Origin of the sequence: Protofrankia symbiont of Coriaria myrtifolia, from assembly GCF_900634755.1 — a bacterium.
Taxonomy (GTDB): Bacteria; Actinomycetota; Actinomycetes; order Frankiales; family Frankiaceae; genus Protofrankia; species Protofrankia coriariae.
In genome coordinates this window covers 1-13,103 of record NZ_CAAAFS010000140.1, presented here as the reverse complement: position 1 = coordinate 13,103, position 13,103 = coordinate 1, and the positions used below count along the sequence as shown (strand labels likewise).

At 71.4% G+C, this 13,103-nt stretch carries 9 protein-coding genes; 4 read left to right on the top strand and 5 right to left on the bottom strand.

Annotation, left to right across the window (positions count from 1 at the left end; genetic code table 11):
* Positions 1-477: 477 nt before the first annotated feature.
* From CM1CMNOD_RS07910 to CM1CMNOD_RS07900, 3 genes are all read right to left on the bottom strand, one after another.
* Positions 478-2,475 carry an ABC transporter ATP-binding protein gene (locus CM1CMNOD_RS07910; RefSeq protein ID WP_013873152.1) on the bottom strand — a complete coding sequence of 666 codons (1,998 nt, stop codon included), beginning with the start codon at positions 2,473-2,475 and terminating at the stop codon, positions 478-480.
* Positions 2,476-2,568: 93 nt separating this feature from the next.
* Positions 2,569-3,411, bottom strand: a complete 843-nt coding sequence (locus CM1CMNOD_RS07905) for an enoyl-CoA hydratase/isomerase family protein (RefSeq protein ID WP_165001410.1) — start codon at positions 3,409-3,411, stop codon at positions 2,569-2,571.
* A gap of 149 nt (positions 3,412-3,560) precedes the next feature.
* Positions 3,561-3,779, bottom strand: a complete 219-nt coding sequence (locus CM1CMNOD_RS07900; RefSeq protein WP_013873150.1) for a helix-turn-helix domain-containing protein — start codon at positions 3,777-3,779, stop codon at positions 3,561-3,563.
* Between the two features lie 672 nt (positions 3,780-4,451).
* Here CM1CMNOD_RS07900 and CM1CMNOD_RS07895 point away from each other — a divergent pair.
* Entirely contained in the window at positions 4,452-5,954 is a 1,503-nt protein-coding gene (locus CM1CMNOD_RS07895; protein ID WP_050803415.1) for a hypothetical protein, read from the top strand.
* A 93-nt stretch (positions 5,955-6,047) separates the two neighbouring features.
* Here the strand turns inward: CM1CMNOD_RS07895 and CM1CMNOD_RS07890 are convergent, their stop codons facing one another.
* Together CM1CMNOD_RS07890 and CM1CMNOD_RS07885 are read right to left on the bottom strand one after the other, a co-directional pair.
* Complete coding sequence (locus CM1CMNOD_RS07890; protein ID WP_013873147.1) at positions 6,048-7,022, bottom strand: cation diffusion facilitator family transporter; 975 nt, start codon at positions 7,020-7,022, stop codon at positions 6,048-6,050.
* A gap of 271 nt (positions 7,023-7,293) precedes the next feature.
* Positions 7,294-8,907: an ABC-F family ATP-binding cassette domain-containing protein gene (locus tag CM1CMNOD_RS07885; RefSeq protein ID WP_013873146.1), complete on the bottom strand. Its 1,614-nt coding sequence runs from the start codon at positions 8,905-8,907 to the stop codon at positions 7,294-7,296.
* A 311-nt stretch (positions 8,908-9,218) separates the two neighbouring features.
* On the opposite strand from CM1CMNOD_RS07885, the gene CM1CMNOD_RS07880 reads away from it, so the two are divergent.
* From CM1CMNOD_RS07880 to CM1CMNOD_RS07870, 3 genes are all read left to right on the top strand, one after another.
* Positions 9,219-10,931, top strand: coding sequence for a circularly permuted type 2 ATP-grasp protein (locus tag CM1CMNOD_RS07880; protein WP_013873145.1), 1,713 nt, complete (start codon positions 9,219-9,221; stop codon positions 10,929-10,931).
* The gene (locus CM1CMNOD_RS07875) at positions 10,925-11,869 is read left to right on the top strand and encodes an alpha-E domain-containing protein (protein ID WP_013873144.1); all 945 of its coding nucleotides are present in this window, start codon (positions 10,925-10,927) and stop codon (positions 11,867-11,869) included. The genes CM1CMNOD_RS07880 and CM1CMNOD_RS07875 overlap by 7 nt, the downstream gene beginning before the upstream one ends.
* Before the next feature lie 169 nt (positions 11,870-12,038).
* Positions 12,039-12,884, top strand: a complete 846-nt coding sequence (locus CM1CMNOD_RS07870) for a transglutaminase family protein (protein ID WP_013873142.1) — start codon at positions 12,039-12,041, stop codon at positions 12,882-12,884.
* Positions 12,885-13,103: the final 219 nt, after the last annotated feature.

The window sequence follows — 13,103 nt, the reverse complement described above, 5'->3', positions numbered from 1 at the left end:
GCGTACAGGTGGGCGTACCGTCACACCGGCCCGCGCCGCCGCGGGGAGGCGGGTGACGACAGCCGGGCAGGCCCACCCACAGCCGTCACGGACAGTGTGGCCAGCCGGGCCGGGCCGGGGGTTCCCAGCTCACGGTGGGCGGGCGGCGACGGGGAGCCCGGCGGCCCACCGCCATCCCACCGGCGGCATCCGCCGTCGCGTCGCCGGACGGAGCGGCCGAGACGAGCACAGAAAGTAGCATCAAGATCGTCGCAGGGGTACTGGCCCACAGCCGGGCGAACACGGCCCGAACGAACCGCCCCGCGGCCGTCACGCGGCTGCCGCCCGGGCGTGCGTGCCAGGCGTCCCTGGACGGCGGGCCGGAAGACCTGCGGGGATGGTCCATCCGGCTTTACCCACCGGCCGTACCGCCGGCGTTCCCCGGCTCCGCCCACCAGCCGGCTTCGTCCACCAGCCGGCTTCGCCCCACCAGAAAGATCATCCGACCGTGGCGGCCGATGCGCCCTCCCGGCTCTCAGCATCCCGGCTCTCGCTGCCCTGGGCCTCCCCGGAGCCGGCCTCGCCAGAACTGGCCTCCCCGGAGCCGGCTCCGCCGTGGTGGGCCGCGTTCTGGGCGGCGAACTGGGTGCGGTACAGCTCGGCGTACAGGCCGCCGCGGGCCAGCAGCTCGGTGTGCCGGCCGCTGTCGACCAGCCGGCCGTTCTCGACGACGAGAATCCGGTCGGCGTCCCGGACAGTGGACAGCCGGTGGGCAATCACCAGCGACGTCCGGCCTGCCAGCGCGGTGGCCAGGGCCTGTTGGACGGCGGCCTCGGACTCGCTGTCGAGATGGGCGGTGGCCTCGTCCAGGACGACGATCGAAGGTTCCTTGAGCAGCAGCCGGGCGATGGCGAGACGCTGCTTCTCCCCGCCGGAGAGCCGGTAGCCGCGGTCGCCGACGACCGTGTCGAGGCCGTCAGGCAGCGCCCGCACGACGTGGCCGATCTGGGCCGCGTCCATGGCCGTCCACATCTGTTCGGGCGTGGCTGCCGGCCGGGCGTAGGTGAGGTTCGCCCGGATGGTGTCGTGGAAGAGGTGCGCGTCCTGGGTGACCACACCCACGGCGTCCCGCAGCGACCGCAGGGTGATCTCCCGCACGTCGTGGCCGCCGACCCGGACGGTGCCGCTGACCGCGTCGTACATCCGGGGCACCAGTTGACTGATCGTCGTCTTGCCGGCTCCGGACGGCCCGACCAGCGCGACCATCTCCCCGGGCGCCACCCGGAACGACACCTGGTGCAGGACGGTCTCGGACGGCCGGTGGTCGAGCACCGCCACCGACTCCAGGGAGGCCAGCGACACCTCGCCCGCGGCCGGGTAGCGGAATCCGACGTCGTCGAACTCGATCGTGGCCGCGCCGGGCGGCAGGTCCACCGCGCCCGGCCGGTCGGAGATCGCCGGGGTGAGGTCGAGCACCTCGAAGACCCGCTCGAAGGAGACCAGCGCGGTCATCACGTCGACGTTGACGTTCGACAGCTGGGTCAGCGGGCCGTAGAGCCGCGCCAGGTACGAGGTCAACGCGACGACGGTGCCGACCTGAAGCGTGCCCTCGGCGGCGAACCGCCCGCCCACGCCGTAGACGATCGCGGTCGCCAGGGATGCGACCAGGGTCAGCGAGACGAAGAAGATCCGGCCGTACATGGCCTGGGTGATGCCGATGTCGCGGACCCGGGCGGCCTTGGCTGTGAAGCCGTCGTTCTCCCGGGCCGGGTGGCCGTAGAGCTTGGCGAGCATCGCCCCGGAGACGTTGAACCGTTCGGTCATCACCGTGTTCATCGCGGCGTTGAGCCCGTAGCTCTCCCGGGTGAGCTCGGCCAGCTTCGGCCCGAGCAGCCGCGCCGGGACGACGAAGACCGGCAGCAGCAACAGCGAGACAACCGTGGTCTGCCACGACAACGCGATCATCGCGGCGAGGACGAAACCGACGGAGACGATGTTGGACAGGACCGAGGACAGCGTGCCGGTGAAGGCCGACTGGGCACCCAGGACGTCGTTGTTCAGCCGGGAGATCAGCGCGCCGGTCTGGGTCCGGGTGAAGAACGCCAGCGGCTGGCGCTGGACGTGGTCGAACAGTTTGGCCCGCATGTCGAAGATCAGGCCTTCGCCGATGCGGGCGGAGAACCACCGTTGCGCGAGGGCCAGCAGCGCGTCGACGACGGCGATGAGCCCGACCAGCACGGCAAGCGCCTCCACGACGCCCACCCGGCCGGGGATGATGCCCTCGTCGATGATCGCCTTGTAGATCAGCGGAGTCGTCGCGCCGAGCGCGGCGCTGATGACGATCAGGACGAGGAAGCCGACGAGCATCCTCCGGTAGGGCCGCGCGAACCCGGCGATCCGACGCAGGGTGCCCGGCCGCAGTTTCTGGCGGACGACCGAGCGGTCACGCTGGAAGGCCCGCGCGCTGACGCGCGGCCCGTCTTCGGCGAATCTCATCGGCGGACCCCCGAATCCTGCTCATGCTTACGTTGCAACACTGTAAGCGAAAGTAGACGGGAATCGTTCCCGTCATGACCTCGGCCGGACGCGTCATCCGGCTGCCCCTGCCGGCGCCGACGAGCAGCGCGCCTGGGCGTCGCGCTCCGCGCGTAACTGATCTGCCACAGAAAGCTCGCGGCTGCGCAGCAGCAACGCCTTGACTTCGACGGCCGTCTCGCGAGGAGCCGCGAGCAGGGCGGCGGCCAGCTCCTCCACCACCCGGTCGAGCTCGGCGGGGGCGACCAGCCGGTCCACCAGCCCCACCGCCTGGGCCTGTGCGCCGGAAAGCACGCGCCCGGTCACACACAGGTCCAGCGCACGGCTGTAGCCGACCAGGTCGACCAGCGCCCGGGAAACCCCGAGCGCCGGAATGCGGCCATGGCGGACGTCGCCGAAGGACAGGTACGCGTCGTCACGGACAACCCGCAGGTCGCAGGCGAGCGCGAGGTGCAGGGCGTCGACGGCGTACCCGCTGACGACCGCGACGCTGAACAGGTCGGGACGCGACAGCCAGCCGAGCGCGGACTGCCAGCCGGCAGCCGTCCCCATGTCATGGAGTGCCTCGTGGGACGCCTCATGGGGCGCCTGGAATGCCACGTCGCCCGCGGCCGGCCATCGCGCGGCCGTCCCACCGTCGGACTGCCGGCCCGCGAGCCCGCCGTCGGCCGGCCGCTCCGCGAGCGGTCGGCCGTCAATCGGTTGATCACCCGTCAACCGCTCCCCGGCCGCTACGCGGCGACCACCGGTGGGCGGCGACGAGACACCGGTGATCCGAAGGATCACCAGTCGAACGCTGCCGGGCAGGGAGCGTCCGATACCGGCCAGCACGGCGGGCAGCGCGGCGGACGGGCCGGATACGTGCGCACCTGGTTCATCCGCACCTGGTTCATGCACGGTTGGTGCGTACGTGACTGGTACGTGTGCGGTTGGTACATGCACGGTGGCGTGATCCTGACGATCGACGGCGATGGTCGCCCTCGGACCGTCGATCGCCAGCGCCAGACCGACCGCCGCCTGGTCGGCGACGGCCGGCACCGACATGATCAGGCGCTCTTCTTCTTGCTGCCCCGGGTGGCACCGCCGCGACCCCGCAGGGTCGTGCCGGACTCCGAGAGGATGCGGTGAACGAACCCGTACGAACGGCCCGACGACTCGGCGAGAAGACGGATGCTCTGCCCTGCCTCGTACTTCTTCCGAAGCTCTGATGCAAGCTTGTCGCGCTCCGCGCCGGTGATCCGGGTTCCTTTCCTAAGCTCGGCCAATGTGGCCCCCTCCGTGATAGATGATCTGCGAACCGATCTTCACTCAGTTGCGGTGAACGCGCCACTCGAAGCGCATGTGATCCATCACACGATCTCCTTCACAAGCTCGATGCCCCCAGGCGGATCTGTCAAGACTTTCCCTTCCGGGCACCACGGGAACAACAACAGCCACGCACCTGCTCCGACCCATTTCCCTCGTCGGCCAGCGAGAAACTGCGTTCATACCAACATAATGACAACGTTCGCACTCTCTGGCCACTACCGTCCCTGACGGGAACTTCGGCGCGTAACGCCGAACGGCACACCGAACCAGCAGCGGAGCAGCAACGAACCAGCAGCGGCGAAGCGACACCGACACCGACGGACGCCCGCCGAACACCATCCACCGGACACCGCCGAATGAGCGCCGACGGGCCTCTCACGCACCGGTCGAACAGCAAGCCGCCAGCCTGGTTACGGTGCATACGTGGTCATCACGCCGGCGGACCGGGCCTGCCAGTCGGCGTGCCCGTCGCCGGAAATGCGCCCGGCCGCCACCGGCACCAGGCGACGCGCCGCTTCCGCGCCGCCCATCCGTCCCGCGGCGATCGGGATCCGCCCGGCGAACCGGCAACGATATGATCATGTCCTTCCCGCGCCGCACCCGGCCCGCGTCCCCGGGTCACGCTGAAGGTGGCCGACGTTCCGATCACCACCGCGCCGTCGGGCAGCGGGATGGGTGAAAGCGGACGGCCGGGTATCCGGGAACGCATGCGGGACCGGCCGTCCCCCGGCACCGATTCCGCCCAGCCCGCGGAAATCGCGCTGTGGATCGCCGCGATCGCCGGCTGTCTGGGCCTGGCCGCGCTGGCGCGTGCCGCCGCCGGCCAGGGATGGGACCCGCTGCCGGCCGCATTCGGCGGACTGCCGTTCACCGCGGACCGACGCCCCGACGTCTCCCCGGCATCCCTGCTCGCCCCGGCGGTGGCGGCCGTGATCGTCCTCGCGGCCTGGCGCGGCGTCCACACCCGGCTGCGCTGGATCCCGCTTCTCGTCGCCGGCTACGTGGCCGCGTTGGGCTGGGCCGTGGCGCTGGCGGCGGGCAACGCCCACCTGGAGGCGCTGACGGCGGGCAACGCCCGCTCGGGCCCGGCCGACGTGCTCGCGGTCGGCGCGTCCACGGCCAGCGACGGGCACCTGCCGGACCTGGGCGCGGCCGACGCCGACCTGGCGGCCCTGCTGCGGACGTTCACCGAGCACACCGGCGCCGACAGCTACGGCGCGCGGGCCCGCCCCCCCGGGCCGACGCTGCTGGTGTGGGCGCTCGCCCAGCTGGGGATCACCGCGCCGGCAGCCCTCGGTGCCGTCCTGACGGCGCTGGGCGCGGTCACGGTCCCCCTGGTTGCGATCGCGGTCCGGTCGCTGTGCCACGAGGCCGCGGCCCGCCGTCTCCTCCCGGTCCTGGTGCTGGCGCCCTGGGCGCTGTGGACGGCCGCGTCGGTGGACGCGGTGACCGCGGCCGTCGGTGCCGCGTTCGTCACGCTCGGGGTCGTCGGCTCCGAACCGGGACGGCGGCTGTGGTGGGCAGTGGCGTGCGGCCTGTTCTTCGGCGTGGCCACGCTGTTCGACTACGCGATGCCCTGGCTTGGCGCGACGGTCGTCGCCACGTACTTCGTCCGCCGTCGGCCGCTGCTCAACGTGATCACCGGCGGCTGTTTCCTGGTGCCGTTGTCGTTGCTGTCGCTGTGGGGGTTCTCCTGGCCGGACGGGCTGGCCGCAGCCCGCGAGGGGGCCGCCCACACGGCCGCGCGGGCCGGCCTGGCCGGCGCGGCGACGCTTCCGGAGTCGCTCACCCAGCTGCCGGTGGGGCTCGCGGTCGTGCTGGTCGCATGCGGGCCGTTGATCATCCGGGCGGTCCGGCGGATCCGACTCACGCCCGGCTGGCCGTTCCTGGTCGGCGCGGTCCCCGCGGTCCTCTTCGGCGTGCTGACGGGGCTTGCCGCCACGGCGCTGGAGTGGTCCTGGCTGCCGTTCTACTGCTGGCTGGTGGTGCCCGCGCTGGCCCCGGACCCACGCCCGTCCGACCCGGGCGACACCGCCCGTGCCGGCACCCTCCCGCTGGCCCTGACCATCGCCGGCGCCCTCACCGCGCTCATCGCCCAAACCCTCCTCAACACCGCCCCGCCCCTCCCATGAGCTGTCAGATCACGAGAACGAGGGAACAGGTGGTTGCCACAGCAGCCACCTACGTACTCGTCCTCATGATCGTGGCGGGAGGTGCGGGGCTGGTCAGTGGCCTGGTGGGGTGCTGATCCGCGCCGCGGTGGGTTCGTTCACGGCGGGCGGGTCCACCGGTGGGTGGAGGAGGTCCGGTTCCAGGTAGATCCGGTGTGCGATGGGGACCGCGGCGCGCAGCCGGGTCTCGGCGTCGTTGATCACAGCCGCGACGGCGGGTACGGTCAGCTCCACGTCCAGCACGATCTTCGCCGCGACGAGCAGCTCGTCCGGCCCCAGGTGCAGGGTGCGGATGTGGATGACGTCGGTGATGTGCGGGGAGCGCCCGAGGACGTCCCGGATGACCGCGACCGTCGCCGGGGTCGCCGCCTCCCCCACCAGCATCGCCTGGGTCTCCGCCGCGACGATGACGGCCACCACGAGCAGCAGGATCCCGATGGCGAGGGTGCCCGCGCCGTCCCAGATCGGGTCGTCGGTCAGCAGGGTCAGGCCCACGCCGCCCAGGGCGAGCAGGAGGCCGACCAGCGCGGCGAGGTCCTCCAGGAGCACCACCGGCAGCTCAGGGGCACGGGCGGTGCGGATGAAGCCCCACCACGACGCGTCCCCCTTGACCTGCCGGGTCTCGTGGATCGCGGTCCGGAAGGAGAACGCCTCCAGGCCGATCGCCAGCAGCAGGACGACCACCGCCACCACGCCGTTGTCCAGATGGTGCGGGTGGCGCAGCTTCTCCACGCCCTCGTAGACCGAGAACAGCCCGCCCACGCTGAACAGCACGATCCCGACGAGGAAGCCGGCGATGTAGCGGGAGCGGCCGTAGCCGAAGGGGTGCTCCTCGTCGGCCGGCCGGGTGGCGCGCCGCCGGCCGAGCAGGAGCAGGCCCTGGTTGCCCGAGTCCGCGAGCGAGTGGATGGACTCGGCCAGCATCGACGACGACCGGGTGATGAGGAACGCGACGAACTTCGCCAGCGCGATCCCCAGATTGGCCACCAGCGCGGCTACGACCGCCCTGGTACCACCTTCCGCGCTCACGCGACCACCTGACCCATCACTCCCGACGGTTCCCTGACGATCTCTGAACGTTCCCTGGACGCCCTTCGGACGTCCCCTCGGACGTCCCCTGAAGATGCGGCGTCCTCTGAAAATGCTCAGGACGCTTTCCGGACAATGGCGACGTCCGACGCGTCCCCGGCCAGTGTGCCAAGCCGACCCGGTCACCGGCCCGCCGGCCATGGTGGCCACGGCCCGCGGGCCATGATGATCACCGCTTCCGATCTGGTCCGCGGGCGGGCCGGACCGGTTCTCAGGCCAACGTGATCAGCTCGGCGAGGTCCGCCGACCAGGAGTCCTCGACGCCGTCCGGCAGCATCAGGACCTTCTCGGGCGCGAGCGCCTCGACCGCGCCGGGATCGTGGGTCACCAGCACCACCGCGCCCCGGAAGGTGGCCAGCGCCGCCAGCACCTCGTCGCGGGACGCCGGGTCGAGGTTGTTGGTCGGCTCGTCCAGCAGCAGCACGTTGGCGGCGCTGCACACCAGCCCGGCCAGCGCCAGCCGGGTCTTCTCCCCACCGGAGAGGGTGCCGGCCAGCTGGTCGACGCTGTCCCCGCTGAACAGGAAGGCGCCGAGGATGCGGCGCAGCTCCACGTCCGAGGTGCCGGGCGCGGCCGCGCGCATGTTGTCCAGCACCGAGCGGTCGGTGTCGAGGGTCTCGTGCTCCTGGGCGTAGTAGCCCAGCCGCAGCCCGTGGCCGGGGTGGACCGCGCCGGTGTCCGGGGACTCCGCGCCGGCGAGTATCCGCAACAGTGTGGTCTTGCCGGCGCCGTTGAGGCCGAGGACGACGACGCGCGCGCCGCGGTCGATGGCGAGGTCGACCCCGGCGAAGACCTCCAGCGACCCGTAGGACTTCGACAGTCCGGTGGCGGTCAGCGGCGTGCGCCCGCACGGCGCCGGGTCGGGGAAGCGCAGCTTGGCGACCCGGTCGGCGACGCGCACCTCGGCCAGGCCGGCGGCCAGCCGCTCGGCCCGGCGGTCCATCTGGTGGGCCGCGCGGGCCTTGGTCGCCTTGGCCCGCATCTTGTCCGCCTGGGCCTTGAGGGCGTCGATCTTCTTCTCGGCGTTGGCCCGCTCGCGGCGGCGGCGGCGCTCGTCGAGCTCCCGCTGGGACAGGTACGTCTTCCAGTTGACGTTGTAGACGTCCAGGGCGGCGCGGGTGGCGTCGAGGTAGAAGACCTTGTTCACGCAGCGGTCGAGCAGGTCGACGTCGTGGCTGACCACGACCAGCCCGCTGTCGTGGGAGCGCAGGAACTCGCGCAGCCAGACGATCGAGTCGGCGTCGAGGTGGTTGGTGGGCTCGTCGAGCAGCAGGGTCGCCTGGTTGTCGCCGGCCCCGGCGAACAGGATGCGGGCCAGCTCCACCCGGCGGCGCTGGCCGCCGGAGAGCGTCTCGAGCCGCTGGGCGAGCACTCTGTCCTGCAGCCCGAGCGCCGAGCAGATCCGGGCCGCCTCGGCCTCGGCCGCGTACCCGCCGAGCGTGCCGAAACGCTCCTCCAGCCGGCCGTAGCGGCGGATGGCCGTGTCGCGGGCGGTCTCGTCGACCAGCTCGGCCATTTCGACGTGCAGCTTCTCCATCTCGCGCAGCAGCGCGTCGAGACCGCGGGCGGACAGGACGCGATCACGAACGGTGCCGGACGGGTCGCCGCTGCGGGGATCCTGCGGGAGGTAGCCGAGCTCACCGCGGACGTCGATCTTTCCGGCGAACGGCAGTGTCTCGCGGGCCAGCGTCTTCAGCAGCGTCGTCTTGCCCGCCCCGTTGCGTCCGACGAGCCCGATCCGGTCGCCGGGCTGGATACGGAACGACACCGCTTCGATGAGGGTGCGGGCGCCCGCGCGCAGCTCGAGATCGGACGCAGTGATCATTGGTGTACGTAGCCTTCCGGGAACGTCGACGAACGTGGGGCGATCGGCTACCGGCCTACCGGCAGTCGATACTGGCAACCGATTACTGATAATCGACAGCCGGTGACAGCGTGGCGGGCATTGCGCCGCCAGACCCATCGTCTCAGACTACGATCGTCCGATCTCAGACTACGGTTAGCCGCCTGGTACACATCTGTATCCGTCCTGCAACCGACAACCAGGCCACGGCCACCATCAATGATCATTATCGTGCCACCGAAGCCTGAACGCTGTCATGCGGCGGTAACACGGGCAACTTAGGCTCTCCGGATGTGGCGGACCTCTTCGAAGGGTATGCGGCCCAGGCCACACAGGCCTGGGACGAGGTGTTCGAGGCTCCGGACACCCCGCGGCCGCTGTACGCCTCGCTCTACGACGCTCTCCGGCCGCTGAGCAGCAGCGACCTCGCCGCCCGCAAGGCCGCGCTCGACCGGGCGTTCCGGGACGCCGGGATCACCTTCAACCTCTTCGGCGAGGAGCGGCCCTTCCCGTTGGACCTCGTCCCCCGCCTGCTGGACAACTCCGAATGGGACGTCATCGAACGCGGCGTCACCCAGCGTGTCCGGGCGCTGGAGGCGTTCCTCACCGACATCTACGGGCGGGCGGAGGTCCTGGCCGACGGGATCGTCCCCCGCCGGCTGGTGCTCTCCAGCGCGCACTTCCACCGCGCCGCGCACGGCATCGACCCGCCGAACGGGGTTCGCGCGCACGTTAGCGGCATCGACCTGATCCGCGACGAGCAGGGCGGCTTCCGCGTCCTCGAGGACAACGTGCGGGTGCCGTCGGGGGTCAGCTACGTGGTGGAGAACCGGCGGGCGATGACCAGGGTCTTCCCCGAACTGTTCGCCACCCACCGGGTGCGACCGGTCGCGGACTACGCCACCCATCTGCTGCACGCGCTGCGGGCCGCCGCCCCACCCGACGTCGCCGACCCGACCGTGGTCGTGCTGACACCGGGGGTGTACAACCCGGCGTACTTCGAGCACGCCCTGCTCGCCCGGCAGATGGGCGTCGAACTCGTCGAAGGACGAGATCTGACGGTACACAACAACAACGTCACCATGCGCACGACAGAGGGTGACCGGCCCGTCCACGTCGTCTACCGCCGGATCGACGACGACTGGCTGGACCCGCTGCACTTCCGTCCCGAGTCGGTGGTCGGCTGCGCCGGGCTGCTCAATGCCGCCCGGGCCGGCCGGGTCACCATCGCCAACGCGGTCGGCAACGGGGTCGCCGACGACAAGCTGATGTACACCTACGTCCCCGACCTCATCCGGTACTACCTCGGCGAGGAACCGGTCCTGGCCAACGTCGACACCTACCGGCTGGAAGACCCCGACCAGCGCGACCACGTGCTCGGCCACCTCGACGAGCTCGTGCTCAAGCCGGTGGACGGCTCCGGCGGCAAGGGCATCGTCATCGGTGAGCAGGCGTCCGCGGCGGAGCTCGACGCGTTACGACTGAAGATCGAAGCCGACCCGCGTGGCTGGATCGCCCAGCGGGTCGTACGGCTGTCGACCTCGCCCACGCTCGCCGGTGACCGGCTGGGGCCACGGCATGTGGACCTGCGCCCGTTCGCGGTCAACGACGGCCGCCGGGTGTGGGTGCTGCCGGGCGGGCTGACCAGGGTCGCGCTGCCGCGCGGCAGCCTCGTGGTCAACTCCAGCCAGGGCGGCGGCTCCAAGGACACCTGGGTGCTGGCCTCGCCGGAGTCCAGCCGGGAGAGCATCTCGCCGCGCAGCCGGCCGCCGGGCAACGTCCCGCAGGTCGCCGACGGCCCCGACGTCGGCCCGTTCCCCTCCTGCGACCAGCAGCAACAGCAACAGCAGCAACGGGAGGGACCGCAGCCGCGACCGTCCCAGGACGCCGGGCCGGGGCAGGGACAGCGCCAGGAGCCACGGCAGGGACAGTCGGAGCACGGACAGTCACGGTCGGAGACCATTGGTGAGCAGGCCCGCCGCCTGAACGGGCCGGCCGCGTGCTGAGCCGCATCGCCGAGTCGCTGTTCTGGATCGGCCGCTACTCCGAACGCGCCGAGCACACCGCCCGCATCCTCGACGTCCACGTCCAACGGGTGCTGGAGGACCCGTGGCTGGACGAGACCTCGGCCGGCCGGGAACTGCTGGCCGTCATGGGCATGCCCGCGCCCGGCACCGCCGCGGACTCCCGGCAGGTCACCGAACTGCTCGCGTTCGACCCGGGCAACCCGTCCAGCATCACCGGCGCGGTCGGCGCGGCCCGGGAGAACGCCCGCGGCGCCCGCGACGTCATCTCCAGCGAGGTCTGGGAGTGCCTGAACGCGACCTGGAACGACCTGCCGCACTCCGAACAGCTCGCGCGCCGGCTCGGCCCGCACGTGTTCTTCCGCTACATCAGGGAACGGACGGCGATGCTCGCCGGCCTGGTCGACGCCACTCTCGCCCGCGACGACGGCTGGCGCTTCCTCATCCTGGGACGCAGCCTGGAACGGGTCGACATGACCGCTCGGCTGCTGTCGTCGAGCATCAGCGAGGATCCCGCGTCCCAGAGCTGGGTGAGCCTGCTGCGCTCCTGCGGGGCGCACGAAGCGTACCTGCGGACCTACCGGCGGGCCGTGGACGCCGCCCGCGTCGCCGAGTTCCTGCTGCTGGACAGGCTGTTCCCGCGGTCGGTGTACTGGTCGCTGTCGATGGCCGAACAGATCCTCGCCGAGCTCGACGGCACCCGCCGCGAGGCCCGGTTCACCGTGGACGACATGGCCCGCCGCATCGTCGGCCGGGCCCGCACCGAACTTGAGTTCCGCAGCGTGGACGAGTTGGTCGACGACATGCCCGACCTGTTGGTGTCGCTGCAGCGCACCTGCTCCACGGTCAGCGAGGCGGTCACGCACCGCTACTTCGCCCGTAACGCCCCCCGCTCCTGGGCAACCGAGGTACCGGCATGACGGCGCCACGCGACAGCATGCCGTGTGGCGCCGGGCGCGCGGGCCGGCGCCCGGGCCGGGCCGTGACGCATGACGACGGATGCGCCGGCGTGACGGCGAGCGAAAGCCACGCCGGCGTGACGGCGAGCGAGGATGCGGGCAAGGCCGGCGGCCGAACGGGGGTGCGGCGGTGAGCTGGCAGATCCGGATCGAGCACTCCACCGGCTACCGGTACGCGACCCCGGTGCTCTCCTCGTACAACGAGGCCCGGCTCATCCCGCAGACCTCCGCCGGCCAGCTCACGCTGGAGGCCACCGTGCGCACCGAGCCGACAGCGGCCACCTACCGTTACTGGGACTACTGGGGCACGCAGGTCACCGCGTTCGACCTGCACACCCCGCACACCGAGCTCGTCGTCACCGGCCGTTCGGTGGTACGCACCGCCCCCGCCCGGCCGGGACCGGACGACGGGCCGAACTGGCAGGCCCTCACCGACGAGTCGACCACGGACCGTTTCGTCGAGTTCATCCGTCCGGGCCGCTTCACCGCGGACCATCCGGAGCTTGCCGAGACGGCCCGCGAACTCGCCGCGCGCCACACCCCGGCCGAGTTCGTCCCGGCCGTCGGCGAATGGGTTCGGCAACGCCTGACCTACCGGCCCGGCACGACCGGCGTGCACACGTCCGCGGTGGACGCCTGGCAGCAGGGCGAAGGCGTCTGCCAGGACTTCGCCCACCTGGCTCTGGTGCTGCTGCGGGCCGTTGGCCTACCGGCCCGGTACGTCTCCGGCTACCTGCACCCGTCCACGGATGCCACGATCGGCGAGACCGTCGTCGGCCAGAGCCACGCCTGGGTGGAGGGCTGGCTCGGCGACTGGTGGGGCTTCGACCCGACCAACGGTGTCCCCGCCGGGCAACAACACGTGGTCGTGGCCCGCGGCCGGGACTACAACGACGTCCCGCCCCTGCTCGGTGTCTACTCCGGCGGCGCCTCAACCTCCCTGGGCGTAACCGTAGCCGTCACCCGCCTGAGCTAGAGCGTGTCTGACGGATGTTCGATTGTTCGATCGCGCGAGCAGCCCCACACGACCACCTGCGGCATGGTCGCAGTAACCCGCAACTCCAGCACCACAGAACGCCCCCACCCACCCCCACCAAGAAAACCCGCAAACTCCCAACGTTGCGTCAGATCACGCGGTTGAGTGTGTAAGTGGCTGCTCTCTCCCCTCCAGACCACTTACACACTCGTTCCCGCG

What these genes read in the sequence shown, in the direction of transcription:
- CM1CMNOD_RS07910 (WP_013873152.1), bottom strand. Translation starts at nt 2,475, where the DNA reads ATGAGATTCGCCGAAGACGGGCCGCGCGTCAGCGCGCGGGCCTTCCAG.
- CM1CMNOD_RS07885 (WP_013873146.1), bottom strand. Translation starts at nt 8,907, where the DNA reads ATGATCACTGCGTCCGATCTCGAGCTGCGCGCGGGCGCCCGCACCCTC.